Below are 15,518 nucleotides of genomic sequence, written 5' to 3'. Positions count from 1 at the left end.
TCCGGCGCGTCGAACGGGGCTCAGATCCCGACGCGGCGTCCGGTGAGGCGCTCGGCCCTGGCGTCGGCGTTCTGCAGCGCCCGGCGTTCGCGCTCGCGGCGGAGTACCGTGATGCCGACGAGCACCAGCTCTGGCGGTGCAGGCGGGATGGGGGACACGAAGGGCGCGGCATCCGTCAGCAGGTCCTGGGCGACCCGGGCCCGCGCAGCCGGGACCATCCTCGGCGCCGACTGCAGGAACTGGGAGATGCGCCGGGCGAGCCGGTCGGGCAGACGGGCCACGTCGGCGATCTGCGCCCAGCCGGCCAGCGCCGGCGGCATCACGGGGACGTTCGGGGTCAGCCGCGGCGCCCTGACCCGCTGGCTGTACGTCCCCGCGACCATGTCGCCGAGTCGCTGCGATCGGGAGCTGAACGCTCCGGCGAGCACCGCGATCCCGCCGAGCGTCATGTAGATCTCGAGGACGCCGAGGAGCCCGCGGATGAACGCGTGACGGAACCCGGTCGCACCGCCGTCGATGCGCACGATCCGCCCGCCGACCGCGAGCTTGCCGAGGCTGCGGCCCTTCATCAGGACCTCGATCGTGATCGGGAGCACGACGAAGCTCACCACGATCGAGACCACGGTGGCGATGCGGCCCGTCGCCTCGTCGAGGAGGCCGGCTTCGCTCAGCCAGATCTGCACGAAGATCCACAGGATGAAGACGGCGAAGCTCAGCAGCATGTCGATGATCGCGCCGAGAGCCCGCAGCAGGAAGCCGACCGGCTGCACGTCGATCGCGACGGCTTCGCCGGAGAGGACCTCGTCGGACGTATCGAGCGGGGCGGACATGAGTACAGTAAATCAGGTGGATGCCGATGCGCTGACCGATGCACGCCGGGCCGAGTGGGAGCGGCTCGAGGAGCTCAGCCGCGCGCCGCTGGACGGCACCGGCGTCGACGAGCTCATCGTCCGCTACCGCGCCGCCTCCGCGGACCTCGCCGACCTGAAGACCTCGGTGGGGGACTCGCCGCAGGGCGCCTATCTCTCCACCATCCTGGTCAGGGCACGGCTGCGCCTGACCGGGGCATCCGACAACATCCTCACGCTGACCGGGCGATTCTTCTCCCGCCAGCTCCCGGCGGCGCTGTATCAGCTGCGCTGGACGACGCTCGTGGTCGCCGTCGTGTTCATCGCGATCTCCGTGGGCACCGCTGCGTGGATCTCCGCAGACCCGGCGCTCCTCGCCACGCTCGGCCCTCCCGACCTTCTCGAGCAGTACGCCGAGGAGAGCTTCACGGGCTACTACACGGAGAACCCTGCCGCCGTGTTCATGGGGATGGTGTGGACCAACAACGCCTGGATCGCGCTGCAGTGCGTGCTCTTCGGCATCACGGGCATCTGGCCCGTGAACGTGCTCGTTCAGAACGCGATGGGTCTCGGGGTGTCCGGCGCCGTGATGGCCGCGCACGGCCGGGCGGACGTGATGATCCTGTACATCCTGCCGCACGGACTGCTCGAGATGACCAGCATCTTCGTCGCCGGTGCCGCGGGCCTGCATCTGTTCTGGTCCTGGGTGTCTCCTGGCCACCGCTCGCGCGCCGAGGCCCTCGCCGCGCAGGGGCGCGCCCTCGCCACCGTCGCGATCGGCCTCGTCTTCGCGCTGTTCCTCGCCGGGCTCGTCGAGGGCTTCGTCACCGGCTGGGCCCTGCCCTGGCCGGTCAAGATCGGGATCGGCGCGGCCGCGCTCGCCGTCTTCCTCATCTACATGCTCGTCGTCGGCCGGCGGGCGCACCGCCTGGGCGAGACGGGCGACCTCGTCGAGTACGAGGCGGGCACCCCGCGTCTCGTCGCCGGCTGACGGAGACTTGCGCTCGTTCTGAGCGCGTCGAGACCCCGCCCTGTCGTCGAGACCCCGCCCTGCCGGCGGCATGAGCTGGGGGTCTCGGCGAGAGCCGGGGGTCTCGGCCCTCGGCGTGCGCAGCGCTCAGAGCCGGCCGGCGGCCTTGAGCTCCAGGTAGCGGTCCGCGATCCGGGGCGGGAGCGATTCCGGATCGGCGGCGATCGCCTCTCCTCCGGCACGGCGGATCGCGTCGGCCACGTTCTCGGCGTCCCGCATGGTGCGCTCGGCCGCGGCTGCGAGGTAGATCTCCTCCCGGGAGCCGCGCTGCCGGGCGAGCTTCGCGATGCCGTCGTCGGTGACCGAGCCCACGAGGATCGACGTCGCCCGGGACGCATCGGGGAACGCCCCGAGGAAGCCGCGTGCGGACTCCGCGGCGTCCTGTGCGGTGAGCACCACGATCAGCGAAGGGCGGGTGGTGAGCGTGCGCACCGCGGCGAAGGCGCCGTGCCAGTCGGTGTCGACGAGCCGAGCATGCACCGGCGCCATCGCGTCGGTCATGGCCGGGAGCAGGTTGGCGCCCTCGACACCGGTGACGCGCGCGCGGACGACGCGGTCGTACATCAGCAGGTGCACGTGATCGCCGGCGCGCACCGCGAGGGCGGCGAGCAGCAGCGAGGCCTCCAGCGCCGCGTCCACCCTGGTGCCGTCCCCGACGCGGGCGGCGGCGGTGCGGCCGGTGTCGATGATGATCACCACGTGCCGGTCGCGCTCCGGCCGCCAGGTGCGCAGCATCGTCGTCCCGGCGCGGGCCGTGGCTCGCCAGTCGATCGAGCGGACGTCGTCGCCGCGGACGTACTCGCGGAGGGAGTCGAACTCCGTGCCCTGGCCGCGGACCTGGATGCTGGTGTTGCCGTCCAGCTCCCGGAGCCTGGCGAGACGCGAGGGCAGGTGCTTGCGGGAGGCGAACGCCGGGAGCACGCGGATCGCGCCGCGGACGGCGTGCCTCGCCTGCCGGCCGGCGAGCCCGAGCGGGCCCACCGAGCGGATCATCACGAACTCGCTGACGAGCTCGCCGCGGCGGCGGGGGAGCAGCGGGATCGCGACGCGACGGCGCTCGCCCGGGGGAACAGTCAGGCGCTGCCTCTCCTCGCCGGCGCCGGCCGTGGGCTGCCACGCGTCGCGGATCACGGCGTGCAGGGTGCGCCGGCCGTTGTTCTGCAGTGCCACGCTCACCGGCACCGGCTCGCCCAGGCGGGTGCGGGCCGGCAGACGGCGGGACACCACGACCGTTCGCGGGCTCGGAGCGAGGGCCACGTCCAGCGCGACGAGCAGCGCGCACAGCCCTGCCCAGATGCCGAGCGCCGCGTACGGCGGGAAGCCCGCGAGCCCGGCGAGGACGAGCGGGACGACGCCGAGGGCGACGACGAGGGGAAGGCGGCCGGTGACGATCACCTAGATCGGCACCCGGGTCTGCTGCACCACCGAGGTGAGCACGGCGTCCGCCGACACACCCTCCATCTGCGCGTCCGGGCGCAGCTGGAGACGGTGCCGCCAGACGGGGACGAGCATGGTCTGCACGTGATCGGGCGTCACCGCGGAGGACGCGTTGAGCCAGGCCCACGCCTTCGAGGCGGCGAGCAGGCCGGTCGAGGCGCGGGGACTCGCCCCGAGCTCGACCGACGGCGACTGGCGGGTCGCGCGGGCGAGGTCGACGACGTAGCCGAGGACATCGTCGGTGACCTCGACGCGCCCCGCCGCGGCCTGCGCGGCGCGGATCTCGTCGGCGCTCACCACGGGCTCGACGCCGGTCAGCTCGCGCGGCGAGAACCCGGACGCGTGCCTGCGGAGCACGGAGACCTCGGCGTCCCGCTCCGGCATCCCGACGACCAGCTTCATGAGGAAGCGGTCCAGCTGCGCCTCGGGGAGCGAATAGGTGCCCTCGTGCTCGATCGGGTTCTGCGTCGCGGCGACCAGGAAGGGATCGGGCAGCGGCCGGCTGCTGCCGTCGGCGGAGACCTGACGCTCCTCCATCGCCTCGAGCAGCGCCGCCTGGGTCTTCGGAGGCGTGCGGTTGATCTCGTCGGCGAGCAGGATGTTCGTGAACACGGGGCCCGCGCGGAAGTCGAACTCCCCGGTGCGCGCGTCGTACACGAGCGACCCGGTCACGTCGCCCGGCATGAGGTCGGGGGTGAACTGAACCCGCTTGGTGTCCAGTCCGAGCGCACGGGCGAAGGAGCGCACGACGAGGGTCTTGGCGACGCCCGGCACGCCCTCGAGGAGCACGTGTCCGCGGGCGAGCAGGCTGACGAGCAGGCCGGTGACAGTGCCCGCCTGGCCGACCACGGCCTTGTCGACCTCTGCCCGCACGCGGTGCATCGCCTGCCGCAGCTCGGCGTCGTTGAAGTTCTCAGCGGTCACGGGGTGCCCTCGGCTTCCGTTCGGATGGGGTGGACGTGGGTGCGGATGCGCGTCACTCGGGTCTCCTCATGGCGCGGGTCGAGTCGTCGACGGCGGTCTCCAGCTCGCCGAGGCGGCGCGCCAGCTCGACGAGGCCCGCGTCGTCGCGGGGCGTCGGGCCGCCGAGGAGCGACTGCAGGGAGCCGCGGGGGATGCGCAGCCGGTCCGAGGCGGCATCCGCGACCTCGTCGACGCCGGCGGTGATCGCCAGGCCGAGCCGGCGGGCGAGCCGGCGTCGGCTCCCGTCGCGCAGAGCCACGGCGGCATGCCCGGCGTCGGCGGCCTTGGCGGTGAGCCTCGCCCGGCCGTGCATGGTCTCGGATGCCCGCACCGTCACCGGCAGCGTCTCCGCGACGAGGGGACCGAAGCGGCGCCCGCGCCAGAAGGCGGCCGTGACGCCGGCGAGCATGAGCAGGAGGATGGCAGGGGTGACCCAGCCGGGGGTGAGAGAGCCGAGGGTGTCGGGCATCTCGCCCTCGATGTCGGAGTCGCCGTAGGAGGGCACGTACCAGACGACCTTCCCGGTCTGACCGAGCAGGGCGAGACCGAGGGCCGCGTTGCCGTTCTCGGCGAGGTAGGCGTTGCTGAACAGGCGGTCGCCTTCGACGACCGTGCGCCGCACGCCGTCGTCCTCGTCGACGAGCACGGCCGCCGCGTCGTCGGAGCCGAAGCAGCCCTCGACCCCCGGCGCCGGCGCGAACAGGCGGTCGGGCCGGATCGTGCCCACCTCCGCGAACTCGGGGAGGGAGCAGTCCGCGGACACGGGTGCCGAGCTGCCGGCGGCATTGCCTCCGATCTCGAGCACGTTGAGCAGGTGGGTGCCGGTGGAGAGGAACACGACGCGCTCGGCGGGCTCGATGAGGTCCTCGAGCCCCTCGTCGGTGAGAGTGTACGGGTGCGCCATCACGAGGGTCGTGTCCTCGTCGATCGCGGCGCGCGCCTGATCGCGGGAGCGGAGCACGGCGACGTCGACACCCTGGTCGCGGAGGATCTCCGCCAGGGCCATCGCTCCGGAGTCGCCGGCCCCCTCGGGGTCGAGGGCACCGCGCGAGCCGGGAGCCCTGGCGGCCACCTGGAACGCGACGAAGACGCCCACGAGCACCAGGGCCACGACGACCCCCCAGCCGCCCAGGCTGCGCAGCCGACGTCCGCGCGGGGCGCGCACGGCGGTGGAGGCGTCGCGAGCCTGCTCGGTCACGGTCACGAGGCCACCGTCTCCAGGCGCATCCTGCTCAGCCGGTCATCGGTCGCCGCGAGCTCGGCGTAGCGCTCCGGGGTCGACGGATACCGCAGGTAGCGGACGTCGTCGAAGGACACCGCGGCGGCGTGCACGGACTCGGCCTCGCCGGCGAACAGGGCGCCGACCTCCCTGGCGATCGCCTGCGCGGTGGCACCCGGCGCGGGATCGATGAGGTCGCGCTCGAGCAGGCCGCGCGCGAGCGCGCGGAAGCGAAGGATGGTCGCCTCGTCCCAGTCGCCGGCCCTGGCGCTGCGCTCGGCCTCCGCGCGCAGCTGCGCGGCGGTGCGGTCGTCGTCGGCGCCCAGCAGCGAGCCGCTCGGCCGGCGGACGGCGCGAGATGCGCGAGGGCGCCCCCAGACGATGAGAGCGGCGATCAGGGCGGCGACGATCACCACGCACACGATGATGAGGGCGGCCGGCCCGACGTTCCCTCCGCCCTCGGCGCTGAACAGGTCGCCGATGAACCGGCCGATGTCGCGCGCGAGGAGATCGAACCACGTCGGCTTGGCCTCGGCGTAGCGGGGATTCGACAGCTCCTCCTCGGCCCAGCGCCGCGCCTCGTCGCCGTCGGGAACGAGGACGTCTCCGAACGGACCGATCATGCCGTGCCTTCGCCGCTCCCGGGCGCCGTCCAGGTGCTGTCGGCCGCAGGCACGGACGGAGCCGGGGGAGCTGGGGGCGGGACCGGGGGGACAGCCGGAGGGACCGGCGGGATCGCAGGCGCCTGTCCGCCGGCATACGGCGGCGGCGCGGGTGTCGCGGGCGGAGCAGACGGATACGGCTGCTCCGGGTACTGCTGCGGAGCGGCGCCGTAGGGCTGTGCCGGGTACGGCTGCTGCAGGTACGGCTGCCCAGGATAGGGCTGCGCCGGGTAGGGCTGCGCCGGGTACGGCTGCGCCGGGTACGGCTGCGCCGGGTACGGCTGCCCCTGGCCCATCGGCGACGTCGCCCACTCCGGCGCCTGCCGCGGCGGCGGCGCACTGGTCACCGCGCGTGCGGCGTCGACGACGAAGGGATCGCCGAGCTGCTCATCGGTCCAGCCCAGGTCTCGCCGCTCCACATAGGTGATGAGGGTCTGGTCGAGGCCCTCGTACCGCATCCGGCTGTCGAGGTACACGAGCGTGCCCGCGGTGCTCTGCACGACCAGTGTGATCGCCTGCAGGACGAGGAGGAGGATCTGCGGAGCGAGCAGCGCGAACACGAAGGTCATCACGGCGCCGGAGTCCATCGATCCGGTCGGTGCGATGACGGTGCCGAGCATCGAGCTGAGCAGCGAGATGGGGAAGCTCACGACCTGCATGGCCAGGCCCATGATGGCGCCGATGAGGAAGGTCACGCCCCACGCCACCCAGAAGCGCCCCCTGGTCAGACGCCAGGAGCGGACGAGGGCCTCCCGGAATCGCGCCCGCTCGAGCACCAGGATCGACGGCACGAGGAGCAGCTTGGTCGTCAGCCAGACGGCGAGGGGGATGCTCGCGAGGACGAGCAGCACGATGACCACGACGCTCAGGCCGATGAGCTCGCCGCTGCTGCCGAGCCCCCCGGCGACGGCGCCGGCGACGATCGCGAAGATGATGATCATGAGGCCGAAGACGAACAGCACCGAAAGCGAGGAGAAACCGGCGAGACGCCAGAACGCGGGTGCCATCCGGCGCCAGAGGGTCCGCAGTGTGGCCTTCACGCCGACCGCCGCGTAGCCGATCTCCGCGGCGACCACGCCCTGCATGAGAGCGGTGAACGCGACGGATGCGATGCCGACGGCGATCCCGGCCACGACGTTCATCGCGATGGTGCCGGCGAAGACCGCCTCGAAGTCGGGCGAGGAGGGCGAGACCGTCTCCAGCCGGGTGAAGGTCGTGACGAGCACGAAGCCCATCACGGCGGCGCTCAGGATCACGACGATGAGCTGGATGACGACGCCGAATCCGAACAGCACCTTCGGGTTGTGCCGGAGCGCCGCGAACGCCTTGCCGAGCAGCATCCCGAACGTCAGCGGGTGAAGCGGGATGATCCCCTTCTTGGGCGCGGGTGTCCACGTCTGGCCGCTCACTGGCACTCCCTCCCCTGTGCACTCCGATCCCGGTGCGCTCCCATCGTGTCACACCCCCGTGCGGCGCAGACATGGGGACCGTGGTACCGAGTGCCATAAGGTAACAGTTATGACCTCACGCATCCTTGTGGTCGATGACGACACCGCGCTCGCCGAGATGATCGGCATCGTGCTGCGCACGGAGGGCTTCGAGCCGGTGTTCTGCGCGGACGGCGCGCGGGCGGTCGACGAGTGGCGCGCCCAGCGGCCCGACCTCGTCCTCCTCGACCTCATGCTCCCGGGGATGGACGGCATCGAGATCTGCACGCGGATCCGCGCCGAGTCCGGCGTGCCCGTCATCATGCTCACCGCCCGCAGCGACACCGCCGACGTGGTCCGCGGCCTCGAGGTCGGGGCCGACGACTACATCGTGAAGCCCTTCAACCCGAAGGAGCTCGTCGCCCGCATCCGCACGCGCCTCAGGCCTGCGCCGCAGACGGTCGGCGAGCAGCTGCGCGTCGGCGATCTCACCGTCGACGTCGACGCGCACGAGGTGCGCCGCGGCAGCGAGCCGATCGCGCTCACGCCGCTGGAGTTCCAGCTGCTCGTCGCGCTCGCCTCGAAGCCGCAGCAGGTCTTCTCCCGCGAGATGCTGCTCGAGCAGGTGTGGGGCTACCACTACAAGGCGGACACGCGGCTGGTGAACGTGCACGTCCAGCGTCTGCGCGCCAAGGTGGAGCTCGATCCGGACAACCCCAGGATCGTGATGACGGTGCGCGGCGTCGGCTACCGCGCCGGGAGCGCGGGCTAGGCGCACGATGGCCGCGACGACAGCGACCACCACCGCGGTCGCCGTCCTTCGCGACTGGCGCGGCTGGCCGGCGACGCTCAGCGCGCTGTGGCGGCGCTCGCTGCGCTTCCGCACGCTGACCGTCACCCTGCTGCTCACCTCGATGGCGATCCTCGTGACCTGCGTCACGATGGCGCTGGTGATACAGAACGACCTGTTCGAGTCCCGCAAGCTGGAGGCGCTGGAGGATGCGCAGCGCGCCATCGCGCAGGCGCAGAACACGCTCGACGTCGCCGAGGTGGGCGACGATCCGGCAGCCCTTTCCGCCCTGTGGGACAGCACGGCGGACTTCCTCGCCAGGAACTCCGCCGCCGACCAGCTGACCGCCATCCGCATCGACGTCTCACCCGATGGAGTGCCCCTCACCGGCTTCACCGCCGGCCTGAGTGCGAACGACATCACGCCGGCGCTGCGCAACCGGGTCGTCGAGTTCGACGACCGTCAGTCGTGGCAGTCCGCCGCGCTGCAGATCGACAGCCGCACCGTGCCCGGCATCATCGTCGGGCAGCAGCTCCAGGTGCCGGAGGCAGGGCCGTTCGAGGTGTACTTCGCCTACGACCTCGCGGATGCCGATGAGACGCTCGGCTTCGTGCAGCGCACCCTGTGGATCGCCGGCATCGGCCTCGTCGCGATCGTCGCGGTGATCTCGTACGTCGTGCTGCGCACGGTCTCCACGCCGATCGTCGAGGCAGCGGAGACCAGCGCACGTCTCGCCTCCGGCGACCTCGGCGTCCGCCTCGAGGTGCACGGCGAGGACGAGCTGGCCACACTGGGCCGCTCGTTCAACGCGATGGCGGACAGCATCGAGGCGCAGATCAAGGAGCTCGGCGAGCTGTCTCTCGTGCAGCAGCGGTTCGTCTCCGACGTCTCGCATGAGCTGCGCACGCCGCTGACGACCATCCGGCTCGCGGCCGACATGCTCAACGACCAGCGCGAGGACTTCGACGCGACGACCGCGCGGACCACGGAGCTCCTGCACACCCAGGTGCAGAGATTCGAGACGCTGCTGTCCGACCTCCTCGAGATCAGCCGCTATGACGCGGGCTCCGTGCAGCTCGAACTGGAGGCCACCAGCCTCGCCCATGTCGCGGAGGACGTCATCGAGCAGATGCGACCGCTGGCGGAGAAGCACGGCGTCGAGCTCCGCCTGGTCGCGCCCGGCGGCTACTCGCCGGTGGACATGGACCCGCGGCGCGTGCGGCGGGTGCTGCGCAACCTGATCGGCAACGCCATCGAGCACGGCGAGGGACGACCCGTCGTCGTCACAGTGGACAGCAACCAGCATGCCGTCGCCGCCGGCGTCCGCGACTCCGGTCTCGGCATGGATCCCGAGGATGCCGAGCGGGTGTTCGATCGCTTCTGGCGGGCGGATCCTTCGCGGCAGCGCACCATCGGCGGCACCGGACTCGGCCTGTCGATCGCCCTGGGCGACGCGACTCTGCACGGCGGCACGCTCGCGGTGTGGTCGGAGCTCGGTGTCGGCACGAACTTCGTGCTCACCCTCCCGCGGCACGGCGGGGTCCTGGACGGGCCGTCGCCGATCCCGGTGGAACCCGAGGAGCCGCTCGCCGGGCTGGGGGAGGCCACGCAGCCCATCCAGCTGGCCGACCTTCCCGCCGACCTGTTCGACGAGGGGAGCATCCGATGAGCGCCCGGAGGACGCGCCCGCTGCGCGCTCTCGCCGCGGCGGCGCTGGCCCTCGCGCTGTCCGCCTGCGCAGGGCTGCCGACGAGCGGTGACGTGCAGTCGGGCCTCCCTCTCGGCACCTCCCCGGAGGAGCCCGGCTTCCTGCTCCTGGCTTCGGGCCCCGCTGACGGCGCCGGTCCCGCCGACATCGTCGAGGGGTTCCTCGAGGCGGCGATCACCCCGGCCGATCGCTGGTCCGTGGCGCGCTCGTTCCTCACCCGCGACTACGAGTCCGCGTGGCGGCCGGGAGCGGGGGTGCTCATCGACGTCAGCGCCGAGAGCAGGGCGTTCACCTCCTCCGTCGAGGACGGCGCGGACCGCGAAGGCGACGGCGAGGATGAGGTCGAGGCCGAGGAGGGCGACACCGCCGAGGTGGTCGTGCAGGTGGAGCAGGTCGCGCGGCTCGACGAGGCCGGGGCGTACTCGGAGGAGCTGGGAACCTCGACGCTCCCGTTCGAGGTCACCTTCACGGGCGGGCAGTGGCGGATATCGAAGGCGCCGGACGGCGTCGTGATCGACGAGTCGCGCTTCGGGCGCGTGTACGACGACTACCCGCTGCAGTACTTCGACAGCTCCTGGAAGCGTCTCGTCCCCGACGTGCGATGGCTTCCGCGCCGGGTCGAGGGCATCGCGACGGCGATCACCCAGTCCCTCATCGGCGGCGCCCCCAGCGAGTGGCTCGAGTCCGCGGTGCAGACCGCATTCCCGCCGGACGTCCAGCTAGCCCGCGATGCGGTCCCGATCGACTCGGATCAGGTCGCCGACGTGGCGCTGAACAGCGCGGCCGCGACGCTCGACCAGGTCACGCTCGCGCGGATGCGCACGCAGCTGCAGTCGACCCTGGAAGCGGCCGGCGTGCACGTCAGTCAGGTGCGCTTCAGCGTGGACGGGCGCAACCTCGAAGCCGGCGTGGTCCCGATCGGCGAGGAGCCGGAGGACACCGGCGCCATCGTGCTGACGGCCGACGCCTTCGGCACGCTCGTCGGCGGGGAGATCACCCCCATCGAGGGGGTCAGCGAGGACATCCTCCGCATGCCACGGCCGATCACGTCGATCGACGTCGCCGCCGACGACTCCTTCGCGGCCGTCCAGCTCGCCGACGGGCACGTCTACCGGGCGGGAGCGGGACAGATCGACGCGATCGACGAGCGCCCGGGGCTGATCCGGCCGGCGATCGACCCCTACGGCTTCACCTGGACGGTGCCGGCGCGCAGCCCCGGCGCCCTCCAGATCAGCGGAAGCGACGTCGATGCGCGCCCCGTGGATGCCGCGTGGCCAGGTGCGTCCGAGATCTCCAGCATCCGAGTGGCGGGGGATGGCGCGCGCGTCGCGGCTGTCGTCACCGTGGGCGGACAGCGCTGGGTGGCGGTCGCAGCGGTGACCCGCGACGAGGGCGGCGCGCCGACCGCGCTCGGCGAGCCGAAGCCCGTCACGGAGCTCAGCGGCCCGGCGAAGAGCCTGGTCTGGCTCGGTCCCGATCGCCTCGGCGTGCTCACGGAACCGGAGGATGCCGTGGTGCTCACGCAGATCGTCGGCGGCACCGGCGTCACCGAGACCGCGCCCGCCGACGCCGTGGCGCTCGCCGGAGCCCGGACGGCGTCCGGAGTCCGGGTGCTCGATGCGGAGGGCGCCGTCTTCGCGCGGAGCGGCTCGGCATGGCGGGAGTCGACGGAGGGCGTGCTCGTCCTCGCCACCAGGGCCGGCTACTGAGCCCTCCTGCACCGTTCAACGGTCGTCGACGTCTTCCACCGCCCCCGGGCCTGAGCGGCGATGTCCCGGCGCGGGCACGCCCTGCCAGGAGACGATCGCCGGATGCCGCTCTCCTCGCCCCTCCGCGCCGTCGCCGCCGAGGTCGCCGCCTTCCTGCTGGCCGCGACATGTCCGGGCTGCGGCGAGCCGGGCACGCTGCTGTGCGCGTCCTGCCGCGTCGCGCTGCAGCCGCGGCCGGTGAGCCTCCGCACGCCCGCCGGCCTGCCGGTGACGGCGGCGCTGCCGTTCGAGTCGGTCGCCGCCCGGTGCGTCCGCCGGCTGAAGGGCGAGGGGGAGACGCTGCTCGCCCGGCCGCTCGGCGCGGCGCTGGCTGCGGTGCTCGCGACCGTCGGGGATGACGTGCACCCCGTCCCGGTCCCCACCGCACGCGCGGCGTACCGCCGTCGCGGCTACCGGGTGCCCGAGCTGCTCATCCGGCGCGCCGGTGCGGAGCCGTGGCGCGTGCTGCGCACCGTCGGCACCCCGGCGGATCAGCGCGATCTGGGGGCGGGTGAGCGGGCGGCGAACGTGCAGGGGACGATGCGGGCACGGGGCCGGGGACACGGCGCCCGGGTGGTCGTCGTCGACGATGTCGTGACCACGGGCGCCACTCTCGACGAGGCTGCGAGGGCCCTCGCGGAGGCGGGATTCGCGGTGGTCGCCGCGGTGGTCCTCGCCGCCACGCCGCGTCGCGGCCGACGCGGAGCAGACCCATCGATGACACGCAGGAGACACGAAGAAAATGAGTCGTGACATTGGCCCGGGAGCGGACTACGGTTGGGCAGAACAAGGCGACCACGGTCCGCCCTTGGCCGGGAGGACCGGGACAAGGAGGCAGCAATGGAAACGAGCATCGTCGGCGTCGGGGTGGGTATCACCGATCGCTTCCGAACCGTTGTCGAGGAGAAGATCGCCAGGATCCAGACACTCGCGTCTCGGGCGCAGCGGCTGGATGTCAAGGTCACCCATCGCGTCTACCGCAACGGCCATGTCCCCGACGAGACGGTCGAGCTCACGCTGGTGAGCAAGGGCCCCGTCGTGCGCGCCGAGGCGACCGACGGAGACAAGTTCGTCGCGCTGGACCTCGCGATCGACAAGATGTCGGAGCAGCTCCGCCGGGCGAAGGAGAAGAAGGTCGACGGCCGCCACCACCCCCGCGGAGCCCACTTCGAGAAGGGCAGCGGAGCCCTGGAGGGGATCGACGTGCAGCCGGCATCCGTCGACGTCCTCCACGCCGTCGCGACCGGAAGCGTCCCCGTGCAGAACGAGGAGGAGGAGACCTACTCGCCCGTCGTCATCCGCACCAAGAGCTTCGACGCCGAGTGGATGACGGTCGAGGAGGCCGTGGACCGGATGGAGCTCGTCGGACACGACTTCTTCCTGTTCGTCGATGTCCGCACCGACCACCCGAGCGTCGTCTACCGCCGCAAGGGCTGGGACTACGGCGTCATCGCGCTGAGCACGCAGGCGCCGCCCTCCGAGGCGCTCGCGTCCTGAGACGACAGAGGAGCGGCCCGTCCCGGTAGGGGCGGGCCGCTCCTCTGTCGGTGCAAGGGGCGGGTGTCGTCAGTCGAAGATGCCGTCGAGGATGCTGCCGATCACGAGTCCGCCGAGGATGCCGGAGGCGATGTCGCCTCCTCCGCCGCCGCGACGACCGCCTCCCCATCCTCCGCCTCCCCAGTTCTGATCCTGCGGGCGGCTGGAGTCGATGTCGCGCTGTGCGAGCTGGAGTGCCTCCGACGCCAGGTGCGCGACGCGCCGGGCGAGCGCCAGGGCCTCCTCGCGGGTGTCCTCCGGCTGCGGGGACGGGAGGTCGCCGCGCAGTCGCTCGGCCTCGGCGAGCCGCGTGCGCGCGTCGGCGCCGATCCAGCCGCGGTGCCCCGAGATGAGTCCGCGGGTCACTCCGAGCTGACGGTCGGCGTCGTCGATGGCGTGCTGCACCTGCTGCACGCTCGGCAGCGGATGCTCGGCGCGATGCCGTGCCTTCGCGATCGCCTCGTCGAGGGCGGAGTTCGCCTCCCGCAGCTGCGACAGCTCGGCGAAGGGATCGCTGCGGCTGCCCGACGGGGTGAGCGCGCTGAGCGCCGCCTGGAGCGCGGTGACGGCCTGCGCGACCGCCGGGACCTGCGGCGCGGTGCGTGCGGCGATGAGATCGCCGCGGGAATCGGCGACGATCTCGGCGAGCGTCGACTCCGCGCGCAGCGCCTCGATCTCGAAGTCCTCCACGGCGTCGAGCAGGGCCGAGGCGCGGCGCGTGGCCTCCGTGGCCGTCTCCAGCGCGAGGTTGGCCTCCTCGTTCTGGCGTGCGGCGCGGCGGCGTTCGGAGACGTCGGCGCCGTGGGTCGCGAAGGCGATCAGCTGCTCGGCCTCGGCGGCGCTGGCCGTGATCTGGTGCATGGCGGAGTCCGCATAGCGGGCGGAGAGGCGCTCGATGGTGTCCTTCGTGTGCGGGATGCGGGCGCTGAGCGCCTCGGCATCCGCACGGACCTGGGCGACGATCTCCGGGGCTCGGCGGACCTTGGCCACAGAAGCGGCGAGGACCGCGGTCTTCTCGTCGAGCAGATCCTGCGCCCAGTCGCAGAGCTGCACGATGCGCGCGTTGCGGGTGCGCAGCTCCTCGGGGGTGTCCGGGATCTCGTCGTGGTTGAGCTGGTGCAGCTGGAACGCCTCCCGGAGGTGAGTGCGCACGGCGCTCAGCGCCGCCCGCAGGTCCGACGTCAGCGACTCGCCGAGCTCGGCCTCGGCGAAGACGAGCTCGTCGGCGGTCGTGCGGATCCGCTCGTCAGCCCCGACGAGGGCCTGCTCGGCGCGCCGTGCGAGGTCGGCGTCCTGTGCGGCCAGCTCTTCCTGTTCGCGCTTGCGTCTGCCCCATAATCCAGCCATGTCCTGATCCTACTGAGCGGAGCGAGGGGCCTGGCTGTGCATCCGCTTCAGGCGAACGCTCAGGCCACGGCGGCGGACGCCGTGCGCGCGGGACGGCCGCGCTTGGGCCGATCCGTCGTCAGCTCGAGCGCGAACGCATGCTGCGGATGCCGCCGCAGACGCTCCTCGACGTGGTCGAGCCAGCGAAGCTCCGCCTCGGCGGTGAACAGGAGGGCGTCGACGGTGAGGGACCACGCCAGTCCCTGCGGGCTGTCGGTCTCCCTGGAGTCCCGCGTCCGGCGGAGGCTCTCCACGTGGAGCAGGGACGCTTCGCGCTGCGCGCGGATCAGAGCGGAGGTGTCGGCACCGGGGAGCGTCGCCGCGACGGCCAGCTTGATCGCCAGCTCATCGCGGGTGCCGTCGCCGCGGACGACGGGGGAGGAGAGCCACGCCGCGACCTCCGCGGAACCGGCATCCGTGATCGACCAGTACACATGACCCATCTCGTCCTGTTCGCCGCGCTCGACGAGGCCGTCCCGCTCGAGGCGCTCCAGGGTGTTGTAGATCTGCCCCACGTTCAGCGGCCATGTGGAGCCGGTGCGGCGGTCGAACTCGTGACGCAGCTGGTAGCCGTAGCAGGGACCCTGGCCGAGGATGGCGAGCAGGCTCTGGCGAACGGACATGATCTCCTCCTGACGTCATTTCGGAGTATATGCATACCCGGAAACGCAACGTGGCATCGCCGTGCAGGCGATCCGCAGGTCACAGGCCGGTAACATGACAGGGTATGTCCGGACGGTCGCCCATCCGCGCGCCGGGCAGTT

Annotated in this window: 14 protein-coding genes; 6 read left to right on the top strand and 8 right to left on the bottom strand. The window is 72.3% G+C overall.

The genetic code is table 11. The features are described from left to right. Positions 1-20: 20 nt before the first annotated feature. A complete protein-coding gene (locus G6G98_RS04585; protein WP_067350646.1) occupies positions 21-830 on the bottom strand; it encodes an RDD family protein in 810 nt (269 codons plus the stop codon). 16 nt (positions 831-846) lie between these two features. On the opposite strand from G6G98_RS04585, the gene G6G98_RS04580 reads away from it, so the two are divergent. Continuing rightward, positions 847-1,839: a stage II sporulation protein M gene (locus G6G98_RS04580; protein ID WP_067350649.1), complete on the top strand. Its 993-nt coding sequence runs from the start codon at positions 847-849 to the stop codon at positions 1,837-1,839. Positions 1,840-1,965: 126 nt separating this feature from the next. On the opposite strand, the gene G6G98_RS04575 is transcribed toward G6G98_RS04580, so the two are convergent. The 5 genes from G6G98_RS04575 to G6G98_RS04555 all read right to left on the bottom strand — a co-directional run bounded on the left by G6G98_RS04575 (position 1,966) and on the right by G6G98_RS04555 (position 7,568). Further along, positions 1,966-3,273, bottom strand: a complete 1,308-nt coding sequence (locus G6G98_RS04575) for a DUF58 domain-containing protein (RefSeq protein ID WP_164233561.1) — start codon at positions 3,271-3,273, stop codon at positions 1,966-1,968. Next, positions 3,274-4,197 carry an AAA family ATPase gene (locus G6G98_RS04570; RefSeq protein ID WP_243842052.1) on the bottom strand — a complete coding sequence of 308 codons (924 nt, stop codon included), beginning with the start codon at positions 4,195-4,197 and terminating at the stop codon, positions 3,274-3,276. It lies immediately after the preceding gene. Positions 4,198-4,291: 94 nt separating this feature from the next. Beyond that, positions 4,292-5,476: a DUF4350 domain-containing protein gene (locus G6G98_RS04565; protein ID WP_164233563.1), complete on the bottom strand. Its 1,185-nt coding sequence runs from the start codon at positions 5,474-5,476 to the stop codon at positions 4,292-4,294. Positions 5,477-5,478: 2 nt separating this feature from the next. Further along, the gene (locus G6G98_RS04560; protein WP_164233565.1) at positions 5,479-6,120 is read right to left on the bottom strand and encodes a DUF4129 domain-containing protein; all 642 of its coding nucleotides are present in this window, start codon (positions 6,118-6,120) and stop codon (positions 5,479-5,481) included. Next, positions 6,117-7,568: a glycerophosphoryl diester phosphodiesterase membrane domain-containing protein gene (locus tag G6G98_RS04555; RefSeq protein WP_164233567.1), complete on the bottom strand. Its 1,452-nt coding sequence runs from the start codon at positions 7,566-7,568 to the stop codon at positions 6,117-6,119. Before G6G98_RS04555 ends, G6G98_RS04560 begins: the two co-directional genes overlap by 4 nt. Before the next feature lie 109 nt (positions 7,569-7,677). Here G6G98_RS04555 and mtrA point away from each other — a divergent pair, with 109 nt between their 5' ends. From mtrA to hpf, 5 genes are all read left to right on the top strand, one after another. Continuing rightward, the gene (mtrA, locus tag G6G98_RS04550) at positions 7,678-8,358 is read left to right on the top strand and encodes an MtrAB system response regulator MtrA (protein ID WP_067350661.1); all 681 of its coding nucleotides are present in this window, start codon (positions 7,678-7,680) and stop codon (positions 8,356-8,358) included. A 7-nt stretch (positions 8,359-8,365) separates the two neighbouring features. Further along, a complete protein-coding gene (gene mtrB / locus G6G98_RS04545; RefSeq protein ID WP_164233569.1) occupies positions 8,366-10,045 on the top strand; it encodes an MtrAB system histidine kinase MtrB in 1,680 nt (559 codons plus the stop codon). Then, entirely contained in the window at positions 10,042-11,793 is a 1,752-nt protein-coding gene (locus G6G98_RS04540) for an LpqB family beta-propeller domain-containing protein (protein ID WP_084788239.1), read from the top strand. Before mtrB ends, G6G98_RS04540 begins: the two co-directional genes overlap by 4 nt. A gap of 102 nt (positions 11,794-11,895) precedes the next feature. Beyond that, positions 11,896-12,585: a phosphoribosyltransferase family protein gene (locus G6G98_RS04535; RefSeq protein WP_067350667.1), complete on the top strand. Its 690-nt coding sequence runs from the start codon at positions 11,896-11,898 to the stop codon at positions 12,583-12,585. Positions 12,586-12,672: 87 nt separating this feature from the next. Next, positions 12,673-13,329, top strand: a complete 657-nt coding sequence (gene hpf / locus G6G98_RS04530; protein WP_067350671.1) for a ribosome hibernation-promoting factor, HPF/YfiA family — start codon at positions 12,673-12,675, stop codon at positions 13,327-13,329. 69 nt (positions 13,330-13,398) lie between these two features. Here hpf and G6G98_RS04525 read toward each other — a convergent pair whose 3' ends face one another. Both G6G98_RS04525 and G6G98_RS04520 read right to left on the bottom strand, forming a co-directional pair. Then, positions 13,399-14,715, bottom strand: coding sequence for a hypothetical protein (locus G6G98_RS04525; RefSeq protein WP_067350675.1), 1,317 nt, complete (start codon positions 14,713-14,715; stop codon positions 13,399-13,401). Between the two features lie 59 nt (positions 14,716-14,774). After that, entirely contained in the window at positions 14,775-15,377 is a 603-nt protein-coding gene (locus tag G6G98_RS04520; RefSeq protein WP_067350678.1) for a PadR family transcriptional regulator, read from the bottom strand. Positions 15,378-15,518 lie beyond the last annotated feature (141 nt).

The sequence above is a fragment of the Microbacterium hydrocarbonoxydans genome (assembly GCF_011752045.1).
Classification (GTDB): Bacteria; Actinomycetota; Actinomycetes; order Actinomycetales; family Microbacteriaceae; genus Microbacterium.
This window is presented reverse-complemented; position numbering and strand designations above follow the sequence as displayed.